This is a genomic window from Eikenella corrodens (genome assembly GCF_003990355.1).
Lineage (GTDB): Bacteria > Pseudomonadota > Gammaproteobacteria > Burkholderiales > Neisseriaceae > Eikenella > Eikenella corrodens_B.
The window spans coordinates 2,080,232-2,094,917 of sequence record NZ_CP034670.1; the positions used below are offsets into that span (position 1 = coordinate 2,080,232).

14 protein-coding genes are annotated in these 14,686 nt (G+C 54.9%); 4 read left to right on the forward strand and 10 right to left on the reverse strand.

Annotation, left to right across the window (positions count from 1 at the left end):
• Positions 1-625: 625 nt before the first annotated feature.
• From ELB75_RS10455 to ELB75_RS10485, 7 genes are all read right to left on the reverse strand, one after another.
• Positions 626-1,324: a hypothetical protein gene (locus tag ELB75_RS10455; protein ID WP_126983853.1), complete on the reverse strand. Its 699-nt coding sequence runs from the start codon at positions 1,322-1,324 to the stop codon at positions 626-628.
• A 278-nt stretch (positions 1,325-1,602) separates the two neighbouring features.
• Positions 1,603-2,115, reverse strand: coding sequence for a DUF7919 family protein (locus ELB75_RS10460; protein WP_126983854.1), 513 nt, complete (start codon positions 2,113-2,115; stop codon positions 1,603-1,605).
• 537 nt (positions 2,116-2,652) lie between these two features.
• The gene (gene prfH, locus ELB75_RS10465; RefSeq protein WP_126983855.1) at positions 2,653-3,267 is read right to left on the reverse strand and encodes a peptide chain release factor H; all 615 of its coding nucleotides are present in this window, start codon (positions 3,265-3,267) and stop codon (positions 2,653-2,655) included.
• Positions 3,268-3,270: 3 nt separating this feature from the next.
• Complete coding sequence (locus tag ELB75_RS10470; RefSeq protein WP_126983856.1) at positions 3,271-3,936, reverse strand: hypothetical protein; 666 nt, start codon at positions 3,934-3,936, stop codon at positions 3,271-3,273.
• A 15-nt stretch (positions 3,937-3,951) separates the two neighbouring features.
• Positions 3,952-4,635, reverse strand: coding sequence for a hypothetical protein (locus ELB75_RS10475; RefSeq protein ID WP_241236074.1), 684 nt, complete (start codon positions 4,633-4,635; stop codon positions 3,952-3,954).
• A gap of 4 nt (positions 4,636-4,639) precedes the next feature.
• Positions 4,640-5,779, reverse strand: coding sequence for an RNA ligase RtcB family protein (locus ELB75_RS10480; RefSeq protein WP_126983857.1), 1,140 nt, complete (start codon positions 5,777-5,779; stop codon positions 4,640-4,642).
• A 548-nt stretch (positions 5,780-6,327) separates the two neighbouring features.
• Positions 6,328-6,684, reverse strand: coding sequence for a hypothetical protein (locus tag ELB75_RS10485; RefSeq protein WP_067530464.1), 357 nt, complete (start codon positions 6,682-6,684; stop codon positions 6,328-6,330).
• Positions 6,685-7,197: 513 nt separating this feature from the next.
• Here ELB75_RS10485 and folP point away from each other — a divergent pair.
• Positions 7,198-8,040 carry a dihydropteroate synthase gene (gene folP, locus ELB75_RS10490; RefSeq protein ID WP_126983858.1) on the forward strand — a complete coding sequence of 281 codons (843 nt, stop codon included), beginning with the start codon at positions 7,198-7,200 and terminating at the stop codon, positions 8,038-8,040.
• Positions 8,041-8,193: 153 nt separating this feature from the next.
• Here folP and ELB75_RS10495 read toward each other — a convergent pair whose 3' ends face one another.
• The 3 genes from ELB75_RS10495 to ELB75_RS10505 form a co-directional block, all read right to left on the reverse strand.
• Positions 8,194-9,447 carry an MFS transporter gene (locus tag ELB75_RS10495; RefSeq protein ID WP_241236075.1) on the reverse strand — a complete coding sequence of 418 codons (1,254 nt, stop codon included), beginning with the start codon at positions 9,445-9,447 and terminating at the stop codon, positions 8,194-8,196.
• Positions 9,448-9,458: 11 nt separating this feature from the next.
• Complete coding sequence (locus ELB75_RS10500; RefSeq protein WP_126983859.1) at positions 9,459-9,866, reverse strand: extensin; 408 nt, start codon at positions 9,864-9,866, stop codon at positions 9,459-9,461.
• Between the two features lie 467 nt (positions 9,867-10,333).
• The gene (locus ELB75_RS10505) at positions 10,334-12,361 is read right to left on the reverse strand and encodes a TonB-dependent receptor (protein ID WP_126983860.1); all 2,028 of its coding nucleotides are present in this window, start codon (positions 12,359-12,361) and stop codon (positions 10,334-10,336) included.
• A gap of 148 nt (positions 12,362-12,509) precedes the next feature.
• On the opposite strand from ELB75_RS10505, the gene ELB75_RS10510 reads away from it, so the two are divergent.
• The 3 genes from ELB75_RS10510 (at position 12,510) to pyrC (ending at position 14,646) form a co-directional block, all read left to right on the forward strand.
• Positions 12,510-13,097, forward strand: a complete 588-nt coding sequence (locus ELB75_RS10510; protein ID WP_126983861.1) for a TetR/AcrR family transcriptional regulator — start codon at positions 12,510-12,512, stop codon at positions 13,095-13,097.
• A 165-nt stretch (positions 13,098-13,262) separates the two neighbouring features.
• Entirely contained in the window at positions 13,263-13,490 is a 228-nt protein-coding gene (locus tag ELB75_RS10515) for a sulfurtransferase TusA family protein (protein ID WP_126983862.1), read from the forward strand.
• Positions 13,491-13,608: 118 nt separating this feature from the next.
• Entirely contained in the window at positions 13,609-14,646 is a 1,038-nt protein-coding gene (gene pyrC / locus ELB75_RS10520; RefSeq protein ID WP_126983863.1) for a dihydroorotase, read from the forward strand.
• Positions 14,647-14,686: the final 40 nt, after the last annotated feature.

The window sequence follows — 14,686 nt, forward strand, 5'->3', positions numbered from 1 at the left end:
CTCAAATACATTTGTAATAGGAAAATCGATCAGCTGTATAGTTAATGAGTAAATTAGGTTGGGCTAGCCTGAGGCTAGCCCAACCTACGCTTGCAAAAGGCTACCTGAAAAATGAATTTCAGGTAGCCTGCTCATTTGCGGGCGTAGGGTGCGTGCGAAACGCGCACCGCGGTTTGGGAATAATTGGCAACGGCGTGCGTGCCACAGGCACGCACCCTACACGCCTCAAATATTTAGACGAAGCCGCCCCAAACAATACCATGCAACCGTAAAGCAAAAAGGCTACCTAAAAAAAACATCAACCGGACAAAAAGGTAAACACAGCAAGAGTAGGTTGGGTTAACCGGGTGCAGGGGCCGAGTGCCTGGGCGGTGGTGCGTTCTCCGCCGATGCGGATGTCGCCTTCGCTTAATGGAGAGGCTACCTGAAATTTTTTCAGGTAGCCTCTGAATCTCTTGTTGTGCTTGGGTTGTTAAAGAGCGTAGGAAGTGGCCGACTGATTAAGAGGGGAGTGATTTTCAGGCAGTCTCCTTCAGCATGGAGGCCACCTGAAAAGTACACTGCGATATAGAAAAGAATTAGTTATCCATATAGAAATAGATTTTTATCCTAATTTTTCACCTATTTAAGTATCTATGAATACTTCTATACTTTCAGCGATTTGTCTTGTAAAATTATTCCTATCAACTGCTTCTCGATAATTTGTTTGTATATTTATACCTATTATTAATTCTCTATTCTCCCATAATAAATTATTGATACTATCTAATTCAAAATTATTAGAGCAATACAAGTCATCAAATTTATCTGTAGTTATTTTTTTTGCCAAATAATGTAAATCTCCATAAAATAAAATATCATAGGCATCTAAAAGCAATGACATTTTATCACCAACAGCTAGTGTATTCATATATTTACCCTTGTATTCATTTTGTAAACATATATTTGACAATATATAGTCACCAATTTTCTTTTTATTAAACTCTAAAATTACTGAATTGTTCCAGTACGCATATATATTGTCAATTAAATCTCCATTCCACTCCCAAGGGTCCTTATGATATATACACCATATATTTTTAGTTTTTATTATTTTATTTTCCTTCATGCTTGTATCATAATTTTCATATGGAATATCTAGTGCAATATTACACACCGTTACATCATTATCTGTTACATTAATATAATCTATGTTCTTTATAAAATAACTAAAATTTAATCCTAGCCTAATATTAGCAGCACCAATATTAGGCTCTATTTCTGCATATAAATCTGGGATTACTTTATAACTAAGATCAATCATGCTTCCATCCCCCTGCTTCATATCTTAACACTCTTCCATCCTTATCTAAGTAAATTTGGCGATTTGTAATAGTTCCTGGCTTAAAACCTGCATCAGCAAGAGTAGGTTGGGTTAGCCGCAGGCGTAACCCAACAAATAAAGTGGAATGTTGGGTTTACCAACCCAACCTACCGACTGAAATTTATAAATAGCCTTTCCCGATGCTATTATGGCCGAATAGGGGTATTTTTTTTAAAAATAAGATAGGAAAATATAGAGAATTTCTCGAGTAAATAACAAGAACTATCTTTTATGATTTTCTACATAGAAATCAATTTTTTAACATCAAATATACTAGGATCTTCTAGATAATTATAAGGTTTATCTAAACTAAAATAAGCTAAGGCCTTTAAAAATACCTCTGGTGGAAGATAATTATGTTTAGTAACATAATGATACACTAGAGTAGGAAAGCAAAATACATAATCTCTATTAACACTTGGAATAATTACCTCATTTTTACCAAGAATCATTTCCCTGCCGCTATCATCATGTAAACTAACTTTAGATTTACAAAAAGGGCATCTAAATGGTTCCCCCATCATATGCATTCTATGCACAATAATATTTTTAGGGTGATGCTGAATTCCACAAAACTCATCATCCGGCATCTGATCCAAGTCAAGAAGTATTATTTCTTTTAACTTAGTGACTAAAGACGTGTTCATCAAACCTTTATAGTAAGTATATCCATTATCTAGCCAACCTATATTAAGTACTTTAGGATAAATTGAAAATTCACTTCTAACTGGTTCTAAATCAGGATAAAACATTATTTAATACCTATTTATAATATGATGTACATGTTGCTAGAGCTATACATCCAGATTTTGGTTTAATTAAATCGCTTAAACTAGTTGCTGATTCAACTGTTGTAGAATTCTCATAAATAATCAGTTTATCAGGTGCTTTTATAGTGTAATTTGGCATCGAGCTGCCGGGTGGAAATACTTGTAATTTACTAGTATCGCTCATAATTCTATCAATTAAATTTGGATCTCTAATCCTTTTTCTAGCAATCCACTCTTGAACGATTTTACTTCTAGTTGCATTATTATATAGGAAATCGTCGTGTTGTTTACACTTTCTCTACGGCGGATAGCTTTTGTTTTTGCTTGAATTATTCTTAGGTAGCTATCCGTCATTATCAGGAACAGAGCAGGTTTCCCGTATCTATCGACATTCTTGACAATGCCGGATAGCTGCTCAAACAGGTCTTCAAGCAAAAGCCGAAAGTGTAAACAACGCTGTTGATTTCCACACCAAAGGCTACCTGAAATTTCAGGTAGCCTTTCCCATTGCCCGCGCCATCAAGCCTGTTCGCGGAAACCTTCCCCTTTAAACACCCGCCTCGGGTTGCCGCGCTCCACTCGATAAAGTAATTTGTGCGCATCGGCGGCATGCCGGCGCAGGGCGGTTTGGTGGTGTTCGGCCAGCTTGAGCGCGAGCAGCTCCAGCGCGCGTTTTTTGTTGGCGTGCTGGCTGCGCTCGCCCTCAACGCGCACGGCGATGCCGCTGGCGAGGTGGACGGCGCGCACGGCGGATTCGGTTTTGTTCACATGCTGCCCGCCTTTGCCGCCGGCGCGGCAGGTTTGGAATTCGATGCCTTCGCTTTCCGGCAGCGCCGGAATTTCAGGTAGCCTGAACACGCCGATATACCAGTTTTTGCGCGGGTGCTGCGGCCGCAGCGGGCTGGGGCAGGCCCATTGCAGCGTGCCCTGCCAGCTTGCGGCCAGGCTTTCGGCGCGGCTGCCGGAGAGCTTGAGCACGGCGGAGAGAATGCCGTGTTTGCTCGGGGTTTCTTCCAATATTTCGGCCTCCACACCTGCCGTTTCAGCCTCGCGCAGGATTTTTTGCAGGGCGAAACGGGCAAACATCTGGCATTCGGCCGGGCCTTGGGCAGTGGAAATTTGCAGATAAATCATGGGTTATTTCCTTTTCATTTTCGGCCGGAACGAATGCTTGGCATCGAAGCCTTTATTGCCGATTTTGTCTTGATCGGGCACAGCCGGGCTGGTTTCGGTCTCGTTTTTGAGCTGCGAGAGGTATTCGCACAGGTGCTGCCACACGATATCGGGGTCGATGTAGATGCCGAGTACGGAGAGCTGGGGGTTGGCGTAATAGGCAAACCTGCCTTCCCGCCAGCTGCGCAATCCGGTTTCGCACTCCAGCAGCAGCGGCGCGGCGGGCAGTTCCTCCCGTGAGGCTACGGTTTCGGCTTGGAATTTCTGGTTTGCACTCAATAAGTAGTCTCCGTATTGCGGCAGGCAATATTCGCCGCCGTCGTGAAAACGGATTTTAGGGTAAATATCCCGGCCGGGATGCGGCGGGCGGCGAATCACTTCGGCCACATCGAACGAAGTGTAAACACACTCGCCCGTGTTGAACAAATACACGCGCAACCTGCCCACATACAGCGCCGACATGGCCGCGCATGCGCCGTATTCCTGCTCCCACTCGGCAGGCGGCTTGGGCAGGCCGTACGGGATTTCGGCATCCGGGCTCTGGCGGCGGTCGAACACCAGCACGGGGTCGATGCCGTATTTGGCTACTTTGTGATCGTAAAAGTCTTTAAATTTGCTGATTATTTTCACGACATCATTTCCTTTTCATTTTCGGTCGGAACGAATGCTTGGCATCGAAGCCTTTGTTGCCGATTTTGTCTTGGTCTGGCACGGCCGGGCTGGTTTCGGCCTCGCTTTTGAGCTGTGAGAGGTATTCGCAAAGATACTGCCACACGATATCGGGGTCGATATACACGCCGAGGCCGGAGAGCTGCGGGTTTTCGGCAAAATCTTGGCGGCTGTCGAGCCGGGTGGGCCGGTTTGGGTCGGCGTAATAGGTGAGTAGCAGCGGCGTATGGCGGTATTTGCGATTATAGGATGGCGGCGGCTGCAGCGGCGGGGGCTGAAGTCGGGCGTTTGGAAGTGGCGATACCCCGGCCAATAGTAGTTATGGCATTGCGGCAGGCAGTATTCGCTGCCGTCGAGAAAGCGCACCATACTCAGGGAAAAGCGGTGGCGGCGGTGTTGCAGATACACGGTATCGATGTCGTATGAGCTGTACACCTGCTTCTCAGCAGCAAACAGAAACACGCGCAGGTTGCCGATATACAGCTCGGACACCACAGCGCAGGCACCGTACTCCTTCTTCCACTCGGTCGGCGGCTTAGGCAGGCTGCGCAGGATTTCGGCTTCGGGGCTCTGGCGGCGATCGAACACCAGCACGGGGTCGATACCGTATTTGGCCACTTTATGATCATAAAAGTCTTTAAATTTACTGATGATTTTCATAGCATCACTCCCCACAGCCGCCGCTGGTTTTATAAGTGAGCACCGGCTTGAGGCGGGCTATCGGCTCGATCAGGCCGGCCTGCCGCATGACTTCGATGATGCTGTCGATATTTTTGTAGGCCTGCGGGGCTTCTTCAAAAATCAAGGCTTTGTCGGCACACACCACGATGCTGCCGAAGGCGGTGCGGCGCAGGCTATCGGCACTGTATTTGTGCGACAGGCGGCCTTTGCATTCGCCGCGCTGCCATTTGCGGCCGGCGCCGTGGGCGAGCGAATTGAGGGCGATGCTGCAATCGGCAGCCGGTTCGACCAGATAGCTATAATCGCCGCGCGAGCCGGGAATCAGCACCAAACCGCAGTCGGACGGAGTGGCACCTTTGCGGTGCAGCCAGCCGGTTTCGCCGCCGATTTCGGCCTGTTGCAGGAAGTTGTGGTGCACATCGAGCAGGCAGCGGCCTTCGGCGTGCCAACGCTCCAGCATGCGCTCGGCAATCAGCAGCCGGTTGGCGCGGGCAAAAGCCAGCGCGTCGTTGTGTTCGGCCAGGTAGGCGGCGGCTTCGGGGCTGTTTTCATGTAGCCCTTGGTGGCCGTGCGCGTCCACATGGCGGCGCAAAACCTGCTGGCCAAGCCCACGCGAGCCGCTGTGCACGAGCAGCTGTAGGCAATCGGTATCGAAGTTTTCAGGTAGCCTCTCGGGGCGGTAAACGGTATCCACAGTTTGCAGTTCGGCAAAATGGTTGCCGCCGCCAATACTGCCTAAGGCTGCCTGAAAAGGATGCCGCGGCAAGACTTCGTTAATCCGTGCCTGCCAGCTTTCATCCAGCGGCGCATCGATGCTGCCAAGCTGTTTGGCCAGCCTGGCGGGTTTGGCTTTGTATGCGGCCAAATCGGTTTGCCACAGCGCCATGCCACAGCCGATATCATTGCCGATGAGCGCAGGATAAAAACGGCCGAAGCTGAAAAATGCCGCGCCGACGGGATAACCGCGCCCGGCGTGCAAATCGGGCATACCGGCCACCCGGCGCATCTGCGGCAGGCGGGCAGTGGTTTGGAGTTGTTGGATGGCGTTGCCCTCAATCCAGGTGTTTGAATCAGCTATTAAAACAATGTTTTCAGAAATGATTTGGGGATTTTGTGTGCCCATAATGTACTTTCTTGCGGCGGATAATTTCGTTTGCGCACAGCCCTGCCCTACCCGCGTAAACACGGCAGCAATAGCTTGAAACGGCAAATAAATTTATCCACAGAATGCAAACGGCAGGCGCAGCAAAGCAGCGCATCAAATGCAGTTTGCAAAATAGTGAGAAAGCAGCCCGAAGCGGGCGGCACAGAAAAAGGGAATGGCCTTAGGCTTCTGAGCTGCAAAGAGTTGAACGGAGGATTGAAGTGTACGGCATAGCCAGCTCCTTTCTTTGCAGTGGTGAATATAGTGAATTAACAAAAACCAGTACAGCGTTGGCTCGCCTTGCCGTAACGTGTGTACTGTCTGCGGCTCGCCGCCTTGTCCTGATTTTTGTTAATCCACTATAAGTAATGAAAACCCGCGCATAGTAGCGGCCGGATACCTACTGCGGCAAGTGCACGGCAGAAAAGGCAGGAGGATTGTTGTATTTTTCCCGCACCATACCAGGTGTAGCAAACAATAAAAACCGGCTGTCTAATCTATCAGACAGCCGGTTTCGAATATAGCAATTAGCCCAAGTTGCGTTCGGCGTTAATCAGAGAACGGCGAGCCAGAGCCAAGTTGGCTTTGCTTCTGTCCAGCACAGAGTACAGGAACAGGCCGTCATGACGGGGCAGCGGGCGCAGCAGGTGGTATTGGGTGCCCAAAGTCATCAAGATATCTTCAATTTCGTCTTTCAAACCAAGCATCTGCATGGTTTTGTTTTTGGCACGCATCACCTCGGTGTTACCTGCGGCAGCAATTTCCAAATCGATTGAGGGGCTACCGCCGCCGGCCAACAACATGCCGCTAGAATAATCCACTACTGCGGCAGCCAGAGCGCCATCCACGTTCAACATTTCCGCTACGGTTTTATCGTAATTCATTTTCGACAAGATCTCCACAAAAACAAAATAAAAACAAATAATTTAAGCTTCCCGAAACCAATTCATACTCTCTACTTTGTAACTCAGGAAGGTTTGGCAGACTTTATTATCCAAGCAATATCGCCTGCTTCTATTAGTGAGTTGAACTAGGCAGCTGGCTGAAAAAGCTTTTCCACCTTGCCCAACGCTGAATCGCAGTATATGCCTTTTGCTTTTCAAAGTAAATATTAACACCGACATAATTGTATGTATTTGATGCATGACAATTTCGGGCATAGCCACCTCGGCATCATAATATGCTTGTTTTTTATCCTATAAAGCCAGAAATGCCCATACGTTTGCCACCGTCAAACACTGCCCAGACAGCCTATCTTTTACACGACATAACCGTTTTCCCGGCTCTTTCCACTCCCCATCCGCCACTCCTCCTATCCCTGCCCTAGCGCAGCAAAGAAGACCTTTGCACCACGCAGGCTTATAATCCCATTTTCCCTCTTTTTAAGGTAGCCTCGCATGACACAACCCATCTGGCAAGCCGGGCGTTTCCGCATCGACTTATCCGTGCCCAAAATCATGGGCATCGTCAACCTCACCCCAGATTCCTTCTCCGACGGCGGCACTTATTCCCGCAGCGCCCACGCCGCCCTTGGCCATGCCGAACGCCTGCTGGCCGAAGGCGCGCACATTCTCGACATCGGCGGCGAATCCACCCGCCCCGGCGCCGCCCACGTTTCCCCCGAAGAAGAATGGGCGCGGCTGCAACCCATCGTGAGCGAAATCGCCAAATGGAACGTTCCCCTCAGCGTGGACACCCGCCGCAGCGCCATCATGCAACGCCTGCTCGGCGACGGCCTCTCCGACATCATCAACGACGTATCCGCCCTGGCAGACGGCGGTGCCGTCGAATTGCTCGCCGCCCACCCCGACACCGGCATCTGCCTGATGCACATGCAGGGGCTGCCCGAAACCATGCAAAACAACCCGCAATACCAAGATGTGGTAAGCGAAGTGGCAGGCTACCTGAAAGCCCGAGCCCAAGCCTGCCAAGCCGCCGGTATCCGCGCCGAGCGCATCGTGCTCGACCCCGGCATCGGCTTCGGCAAAAACCTCCAGCACAACATCCAACTCATGCGCCACCTGCCCGATCTGCAGGCACAAACCGGCCTTCCCCTGCTCATCGGCGTATCGCGCAAACGCATGATCGGCGAAATCACCGGCGAGGCCGAACCCGCCCAACGCATCCACGGCAGCGTGGCTGCCGCCCTCTATGCCGCCGAACGCGGCGCCGCCATCCTGCGCGTGCACGACGTGAAAGCTACCGCCGACGCGCTGAAAGTGTGGCAGGCTTTGCGCTAAGCCGTTCCAGTATTAAAAAGGCTACCTGAAATTTTCAGGTAGCCTCTTTCCTGCCAATCAGCCGCCGAACTATAGCGGATTAAAATAAAAATGAGACAAGGCGGCAACGCCCGCCGTGTACGGGTAGTACATAATGGCGTTGGCAACGCCGTATCATTGCGATTTTAATCCGCTATATCTTTCCGAACCGTATTCAAACAGCTGCCCACTGAAGGCGAAGGCGATGCACACCAGCAGCGCCAAGACTGCCGCCACGCTATAAGAAGCAGGATAGCCCCACCGTTCGGCCAGGCGCAGGCCGGCGAAGCCCGCGGCGTAGGTGCCGGCCAGCAGCACGGAGAATTGCAGGCTGCTATCCAGCGCGGCGGTGGCGGGCTCGGATTTGTCCATCATCAGCGCCAGCATCACGGGCAGCAGCAGGGTATAGCTCAGGCTCAGCGCCACGATTTGCAGCGGCGGCAGCCAATGGTGCAGCGCGGCGGCACGGTCTATCCAGGCAAACGAAGCCACCAGCGGCAGTTGCAGCGCGCACAGCGCGGTTACGATGCGCCGCCGCGACTGCTTGCGCGCCAGATAGCCCGCCAGCGGCGTAACCGTCATGCAGGCGAGCGGGATGGCCACGGCCAGAATCGTGCCGGTTTGCGCGGGGCTGAAGCCCAAATCGCCCAGTTTGGGCACGAAGGTGGCGGCAATCCAGGCATAGGGCGTGGCGGCGGCGGCCAAAAGCAGCAGCCAACGCAGGCCGCGTCCGGGCAGCCGCCAGAAGCCGAGCATGCGGGCAAACAGCGTGCCGAACCCGGCGGCGGGCGGCGCATCTGCCTCCGGCTCGCGGTAAAACCACACTTGCAGCAGCAGCAAAACGTTGAACAGCAGCACCAGCCCCACGGCGGCCTGCCAGCCCAAGCGGCGGAACACCAGCAGCACCAGCGCGCCGCCAACCATCTTTCCGGCGCGGGCGGCAACGGTTTGAATCACGCCGCCGAAGCCGCGCTCGCGGTAGGGCAGCAAAACGCAGCTCAAGCCGAGCACGGCGCAGCCGTAGAGCGTGCCGCAGGCGCACAACAGCAGGCAGGCGGCGGCCAGCGGCGGGAAGCTGTGCAGCGGGTTGATGGCGAGCAACACCAGCAGGGCAAGGCCGATGCCGCCGAGCGACACCAGCATCCAGCCGCGAAAGCGCCCGCAGCGGCCGATGCGGTAGCGTTCGATCAGGGTGGAAAACAGGATTTTGCCGCTCTCCACGCTGCCGATCAGGTAAATCCAACCCAGCTGCTTCAGGTTGAAGCCGCCGCTTTTAAGGATGGTCATCAGCGCCACCAGGTAAAAGCCGATGAGGGTGAATTTGTAGGTGCCGGCGGTGGCGAGCAGCAGCCAGTCGCGCCGGTTCGGGCGGGATGAATCGTGTGCCACGGGCGGCCTCCTCAGGCTTTTTCCGGCCTAAAGGCGGCCAGCGCGGCTTCGGCGCTGCGGATGGCGGTGGCGTAGTCGGCTTCCACAATATAGTTCACGCCGAGCGTGGGCGCCATTTTGCCCGACTGCTGCCGCATCACATCCAGCTGTTCGGCATCGGGCTCGATCAGCAGCATGGCGGCGCAGCGTTCGTCCAGCAGCGGGCGGTGGGCGCGTATCCAATCAAGATAGAGCTTGCGGTCGGCCACAATCTGGGCTTCTTCCTTTTGCAGGCGCATCGTGGCGCACACGGTGGCCAGGCGCGGGTGGCTTTGCAGCAGCACTTCGAATGCATCGAGCCAGGCGGCAAACAGGGAAACGCCGACCAGGTCGGTGTAGAAAATGGTGCCTTGGGGCAGGGTTTTGACGGGGGTAAACATGGTGGATTCCTTTTTGGTGTGGATTTGGCGGTTTCAGGTAGCCTCGATGCCTTTGCAGCCGTGTTGGGGTAAGGCTACCTGAAAACGTAAACTTTCGCGGAGTTACAACCAACTCTGCTTTTTCAGGTAGCCTTTACCGCCTTATGCCGCATGGGCTACCTGAAAAGGGAAGCGCGGCAAAGTGCCCTCCTGCGGCCTGCCTATCCGCCCTATCACACGGGAAAGGCGAGCGGCGCCAGCGTGCTGCAGGCGGGCTACCTGGAAAGGAAGCAGGGCGGCGTGCAGGGATAAAACCTGCCCTTACGGTTTTTCAGGTAGCCTGATCGTGCCGCGAATAGGCTACCTGAAAATTATTCGACCGCGTTCGCTCCGTTGAGGTTCGCGCTTTAGTTCCGCAGAAACGGCCTCATTCGTGGGCTGCGTTTTAACTTCGTTGAAGCTGTGTTTTCAGGTAGCCTCCGTTTTGCCTAAAACCGCCATTCGGTACTCACGCCGATGGCGCGGGGGCGTTGGTAGAGTGAGTCGTGGCGGTCGTTGGTGGACACGAAGATCGGGCGGCGGCTGTTGAACACGTTGTCGGCATACATCGATACGCGGCCGTATTTGAAGTTGTAGGCGGCGTAGAGGTTGAGCTGGCCGTAGCGTTTGATGCGCCCGACTTCGGCGTTGTTGGCGGCGGAGTAGTAGCCGCCGCTGAAGCGGGCATCGCCGCCGGCCTCCCAGCCGGAGGGGTGCTTCCAGGCCACGCCCAAGGTGGCGGTGTAGCGCGGGGCGCGGCCTAAGCGGTTGCCTTCGATGCCGCTGCCGGGATAGTGGCGGATGTCGGTGTGCAGAAGGCCGAGCCCGGCGGTAAGGCGCAGGCTGTCAAGCGCCTGCCAGCCGACCTGCATTTCCGCGCCGTAGGTTTGCACGCTGTTGGCGTTGCGGATCACCACGGAGTTGGGCCCGAGGTAGAAGGGGAGCTGCATGTCTTTATAGCGGTTGGCAAAAAGGTTGCCGCTCAGCTCGATCCGCCGGTCGGGCGTGCGCCAGCGGGTGTAGAGCTCGATGTTGTTGATGTATTCGGGCTGGTAGGTGTAGGTGAGCACGGGGCGGCCGAAGGTGATGCCTGCGCCGCCGGGGTTGTAGCCGCGCGCGAGTTTGAGGCCGGCGGTGAAGTGTTCGCCCGGGTGGTAGGAAAGGTCGATTTTGGGCAGGAATACGGTTTGGCCTTTGTCCAAATCCAGGCGCAGGCTGGCACCGCCGCCGTGGCGTTGGTGTTCTTCGCGCTCAAGGCGGCCGGCAAGCGTGAGGTTCCATTGCGGGGCGAACTGCCAATCGGCTTCGGCAAAGGCGGCATATACGCGGTTGGCGTCGTTGAACTTGTTGCGCCCGCCCACGCTGCGGATGTCTACGGTTTCGTCTTGGCTGCTGCGGAAGAAATACAGCCCGGCCAGGCCTTTCACGCTGCCGCCTTCGGGACGGTAGTGCAATACGGGCTCCCACTGCACTTCGTGGCCGCGCAGGGTGGCGGGCACGCCTTGCGGGTGCACGGACATGGGCAGGTGGATGCGGTCGTTGTCGTAACGTGCGTACACCAGCTTGTTTTCGAGCTTGAAGCTGTCGCTAACCTGCCAGGAAACGTCCCAAATGCCGGAGCGGGAGCCGGTTTCAAATACGGGCTTCTGCGGCAGGAAACGGGCGCTGGCGGTGTTGCCCATGATTTCGTTTTGCGGGGCGCGCGATTTGATGTAGTTGAAGGTGAAGCGGCTGAGGAAGTTGGGATAGGCCTCGGGCGTGAAGAGCAGCTTGAAGCGGATATTGGTGTTTTCCACGCGGCGCGGGTTGCCGGCGGGGTCGTAATGCACGAAGGGCTCGTAGCTTTCGCGCTGCTGGCGCTCGGCGCTCAGGCGGAAGGCGAGGTTGTTTTTCACAATCGGGCCGGATACCATCAGCGCACCGTTGCGGGTTTTCTGGTTGCCCGCACCCAAGCGCACCGCGCCTTCCCATTCCTGAGTCGGGTCGTTGGAGCGCATCACGATGGCGCCGGCCACAGCGTTCTGCCCGCGCACCAGGCTCTGCGGCCCGCGCAAGACTTCCACCTGCCGCATATCCCACAGCGATTGCGTGCCGAAGGCGTATTCGTTGTAAGTGGCGGAGCGGCCGTCTATCGACAAATTCAAACGCGGCCGCGTACCGGCGAAGAAGGCCACCGCGCCCACCGCCGGGCCGGAGCCGTCCACGCCGCGCACGGTGGGCAAATCGTTGCCGCTGCCCAAATCCACGGTGTTGACGGTTTGCTTGAGCAGGTCGGTGGCAGAAAGTTTGTGGCCGCTGCGGTCGATATCCGGCGCGGTGAACACATTGTGCGACGTGCCGGTTTGGAATACGGTGCGGCTGCCGCGCTCGCCGGTAACCACAATATCGGGCAGTTGCGCGGCGGCATCGGTTTCTTCGGCGTGGGCGAAATACGGGGCGGCGGCCAGCAGGGCAAGCAGGCAGGCATTGAGTTTCACTGCGGTTTCTCCTTTGTTGGTTCGGCTCGGCGAGTACAATAAAAATTTACAGATTTACATTAAACATACATATACTGTAAATTATAGAAAGCAACAAAAGATAATGCAAGCGATTATCGAATGCTTGCCAAAAGAAAGGTATTCCCACATGCCCCACAGCAAAAAACGGCAGGCACTGCGCGAAACAGCGAAAAATCTGTTTTACACCCAAGGCTTTGCTGCCGTTTCCGTAGAAGCCATTTGCACCGCCGCCCACACCAGCCGCGTAACCTTCTACAAATACTACTCCGGCAAAAACGCGCTGGTGCAGGAACTGTTTGCCGAACAGAAAGAACAGGTGCGCAGCCGACTCGAAGGCCTGTTGGCGCAGCAATGCAGCCTGGAAGAGGCCGCTGCTGCCCTATTCTCCATCCAACGCGAATCCATGGCCGAACTCTATTCCGTGCCCGTGCTCGACGACATCGCCAATGTGGCCGATTTGGAGTTGGAACGCTTTTTCCGCAGCATGGAAGAAGAGAAATATCAGTTTATGCGCAGCTTTTTTCACACCCTGCAACAGCGCAAACTCATCCACCACAGCCTGCCGCCCGAACTCATCGACCTCTTCATCCGCCAAATGGACAGCCTCATGCGCCATCCCAGCCTCGCCGAACTCTACACCCCCGCCCTGCAACGACTGCCGCAGGATATATTGCAACTCCTGCTCTACGGCCTCACCAGCCGGGAAGCAGAATAAGGCAGCCCGGCTAAACAAAAGGCTACCTGAAAGTATCAGCTTCAACGAAGTTAAAACAAGTTCTGAGAGTTTCTGCAGCACTGAAACTCCAGGTAGTTCTCATGCTCACCCCAAGCCCAACCCGCGTTATAATCCACTCCCACCAATCACACAGAAACCACCGCCATGCCCCCTACCCTAGAGCTCGACCTCACCGGCCTCAAATGCCCCCTGCCCATTCTCCGCGCCAAAAAAGCACTGGCCACTTTGGAAGCAGGGCAGATACTTTCCGTGCGCGCCACCGACCCCGGCGCCCCCGACGACTTTGCCGCCTTCTGCCGCCAAACCGGCCACCAACTGCTCGCTTCCGGCACGGATAACGGCGTGTTCGTTTTGGTGATCCAACACAAATAGCCCGGCTTTACCGCAATATCGTTTTAACCAACCTTGGAACACAGTTTCAGGTAGCCTTATCCACCCAGCATCCCAAGGCTACCTGAAAACACTATCTATCCAACCAAGAAAGTCCGCCATGCAAACCCTCACCCTCCTCCGCCCCGACGATATGCACCTGCACCTGCGCGACGGCGACACCCTGCGCCACGTTTTGCCGCACACCGCCCGCCAGATGGGTCGTGCCGTGATCATGCCCAACCTCAAGCCACCGGTGATTAGCGTGGCCGATGCCTTGGCCTACCGCGAACGCATCCTCGCCGCCCTGCCCGCCGGCAGCCGCTTCCAACCGTTGATGACGCTCTATCTCACCGACCACGCCACCCCCGCCCTGGTGCGGGAAGCCAAAGCTGCCGGCATCGTCGCCTTCAAACTCTACCCCGCCGGCGCCACCACCAACTCAGACAGCGGCGTAACCGACCTGTTCAAACTTCTGCCCGTGCTCGAAGAAATTGCCGCCCAAGATCTGCGCTTTCTGGTGCACGGCGAAGTAACCGCCCCCGCCATCGACATCTTCGACCGCGAAGCCGCATTCATCGAGCGTATCCTCCTGCCCGTGCTGAATAAAGTGCCCGGCCTCAAAACCGTATTCGAACACATCACCACCGCCGAAGCCGCCCGCCTCGTGTGCCAAAGCGGCGAAAATCTCGCCGCCAGCGTTACCCCGCAGCACCTGCTGCTCAACCGCAACGACCTTTTGGTCGGCGGCGTGCACCCGCACCACTACTGCCTGCCCGTGCTCAAACGCGAAAGCCACCGCCAAGCCCTGCTCGAAGCCGTATCCGGCGCGCAATCGCACAAATTCTTCCTCGGCACCGACTCCGCGCCGCACCCGCAACACGCCAAAGAAAACGCCTGCGGCTGCGCCGGCATGTTCAGCGCCGCCACCGCCATCGAGCTCTACGCCGAAGCCTTCGAGCAAATCGGCGCGCTCGATAAACTCGAAGCCTTCGCCTCGAAAAACGGCGCCCGCTTCTACGGCCTGCCCGAAAACACCGACACCATCACCCTGTTGAAACAAGCGCAAACCGTGCCGAACAGCTTCCCCATCGGCAACGGCGGGCAACTCGTCCCCATGCGCGCCGGCGGCAGCGTGGCTTGGACGATGCAATCGTAAGCCCTGCCCACTCTGATTACGATACAAAAAGGCTACCTGA